The following is a 2741-nucleotide window of genomic DNA, read 5'->3' as shown; positions in this document are numbered from 1 at the left end:
TATCCTTTGAGCGATGGCCCTTCCATGCGGAACCACCGGATCACTATGCTCTACTTTCGTACCTGATCGACCTGTATGTCTCTCAGTCAAGCTCCCTTATGCCATTGCACTCTACGCACGGTTACCAAGCGTACTGAGGGAACCTTTAGAAGCCTCCGTTACTCTTTTGGAGGCGACCACCCCAGTCAAACTACCCACCAAGCAATGTCCCCCACAAAATGGGGTTAGGCCTCAGACAAACAAAGGGTTGTATTTCAACAATGACTCCACAACGCCTAGCGACGCCACTTCAAAGTCTCCAACCTATCCTACACATCATTTGTCCAAGGTCAATACTAAGCTATAGTAAAGGTGCACAGGGTCTTTTCGTCCCACTGCGGGTAAGCGGCATCTTCACCGCTACTACAATTTCACCGAGCTCATGGCTGAGACAGTGTCCAGATCGTTACACCATTCGTGCAGGTCGGAACTTACCCGACAAGGAATTTCGCTACCTTAGGACCGTTATAGTTACGGCCGCCGTTTACTGGGGCTTCATTTCAATGCTTCTCCGAAGATAACATCTCCACTTAACCTTCCAGCACCGGGCAGGTGTCAGGCCCTATACTTCATCTTACGATTTTGCAGAGCCCTGTGTTTTTGATAAACAGTCGCCTGGACCTCTTCACTGCGGCCAGCATTGCTGCTGGCGACCCTTCTCCCGAAGTTACGGGTCTATTTTGCCTAATTCCTTAGCCATGAATCTCTCGAGCACCTTAGAATTCTCATCTCGACTACCTGTGTCGGTTTGCGGTACGGGTACTATTAACCTGAAGTTTAGAGGTTTTTCTTGGAAGCCCTTAGGTGCACTATCTCTTTGACCGAAGTCTCCGAGTACTATCGTATTTCCCCAAAACCCGTGGATTTGCCTGCGGGTCTTATAGGTAGGTACTTCAACGAACTATTCCGTCAGTTCGCGGCACTTTCATCACTCCGTCACCCCATCACAGTTAACAGTAGTACGGGAATATTAACCCGTTGTCCATCGACTGTCCCTTTCGGGTTCGCCTTAGGTCCCGACTAACCCACAGCTGATTAGCATAGCTGTGGAAACCTTAGTCTTTCGGTGTGCGGGTTTCTCGCCCGCATTATCGTTACTTATGCCTACATTTTCTTTTCTAACCGGTCCAGCAGGCCTTACGACTCACCTTCTACCCTGTTAGAATGCTCCCCTACCACTCCAATAATTAAATTGAAATCCATAGCTTCGGTAATATACTTATGCCCGATTATTATCCATGCTCGTCCGCTCGACTAGTGAGCTGTTACGCACTCTTTAAATGAATGGCTGCTTCCAAGCCAACATCCTAGCTGTCTATGCAGACAAACCTCGTTCTTTCAACTTAGTATATATTTGGGGACCTTAGCTGATGGTCTGGGTTCTTTCCCTCTCGGACTTGGACCTTAGCACCCAAGCCCTCACTGTTAGTGAACATTATATAGCATTCGGAGTTTGTCAGGAATTGGTAGGCGGTGAAGCCCCCGCATCCAATCAGTAGCTCTACCTCTATATAACTTTATAACTAACGCTGCACCTAAATGCATTTCGGGGAGTACGAGCTATTTCCGAGTTTGATTGGCCTTTCACCCCTACCCACAGATCATCCCAAGACTTTTCAACGTCAACGGGTTCGGTCCTCCACTATGTGTTACCACAGCTTCAACCTGTCCATGGGTAGATCACACGGTTTCGCGTCTAACACTACTGACTAAAGCGCCCTATTCAGACTCGCTTTCGCTACGGATCCGTGGCTTAACCACTTATCCTTGCCAGCAACGTTAACTCGTAGGCTCATTATGCAAAAGGCACGCCGTCACCCCACGAAAGGGCTCCGACCGCTTGTAAGCGTATGGTTTCAGGATCTATTTCACTCCGTTATTCACGGTTCTTTTCACCTTTCCCTCACGGTACTGGTTCACTATCGGTCTCTCAGGAGTATTTAGCCTTAGCGGATGGTCCCGCCAAATTCAGACAGGATTTCTCGTGTCCCGCCCTACTCAGGATACCACTATCAATTATATCACTTACCTATACAGGACTATCACCCTCTTTGGTTCTACTTTCCAGTAGATTCTAGTTCGTTTTACATTGAATGTCGTGGTCCTACAACCCCAATCCTGCCGTAACAGCATTGGTTTGGGCTAATCCGCGTTCGCTCGCCACTACTTACGGAATCACTTTTGTTTTCTTCTCCTCCGCCTACTTAGATGTTTCAGTTCAGCGGGTTTGCCCACCTATCGGTGTACTAGATCTTCAATCTAGTGGGTTGCCCCATTCAGGTATCTACGGATCAATCGGTGTGTGCCCGTCCCCGTAGCTTTTCGCAGCTTATCACGCCTTTCATCGCCTCTGAGAGCCAAGGCATCCCCCATACGCCCTTATTTTGCTTATTGTACCAATCTTAAATTTAATTAAGACCGTTCTTTCTACTTGTCTAATGATAAACAAGTAAAATGCTTTCTACTTTTTATATTTTTTCTTATCTCAATATGTCAATGAACTTTAATTCTTTCGAATTCGTGGAGAATAACGGAGTCGAACCGTTGACCTCCTGCGTGCAAGGCAGGCGCTCTAGCCAGCTGAGCTAATCCCCCAATACAGTTGGCACTGTTCAGTATTCAGTTTTCAGTAACTTTACTTTACATCCAAATGAGTTGTGAATTGCTAACTCTAGATTCTTCTTTTTTTTTTTAAGTTTAAT

At 46.8% G+C, this 2741-nt stretch carries 1 tRNA gene and 1 rRNA gene; both read right to left on the bottom strand.

The window, feature by feature from the left end:
• Nucleotides 1-2433: ribosomal RNA gene (locus FQU23_RS16045) — 23S ribosomal RNA — on the bottom strand; the annotation flags it as partial.
• Nucleotides 2434-2560: 127 nt separating this feature from the next.
• Nucleotides 2561-2634: transfer RNA gene (locus tag FQU23_RS16040), tRNA-Ala, on the bottom strand.
• Nucleotides 2635-2741 lie beyond the last annotated feature (107 nt).

The organism is Flavobacterium sp. XN-5 (assembly GCF_008033395.2).
Taxonomy (GTDB): domain Bacteria; phylum Bacteroidota; class Bacteroidia; order Flavobacteriales; family Flavobacteriaceae; genus Flavobacterium; species Flavobacterium hiemivividum.
Note: the sequence above shows the minus strand (reverse complement) of the source record. Positions and strands in the feature narration are given on the sequence as shown.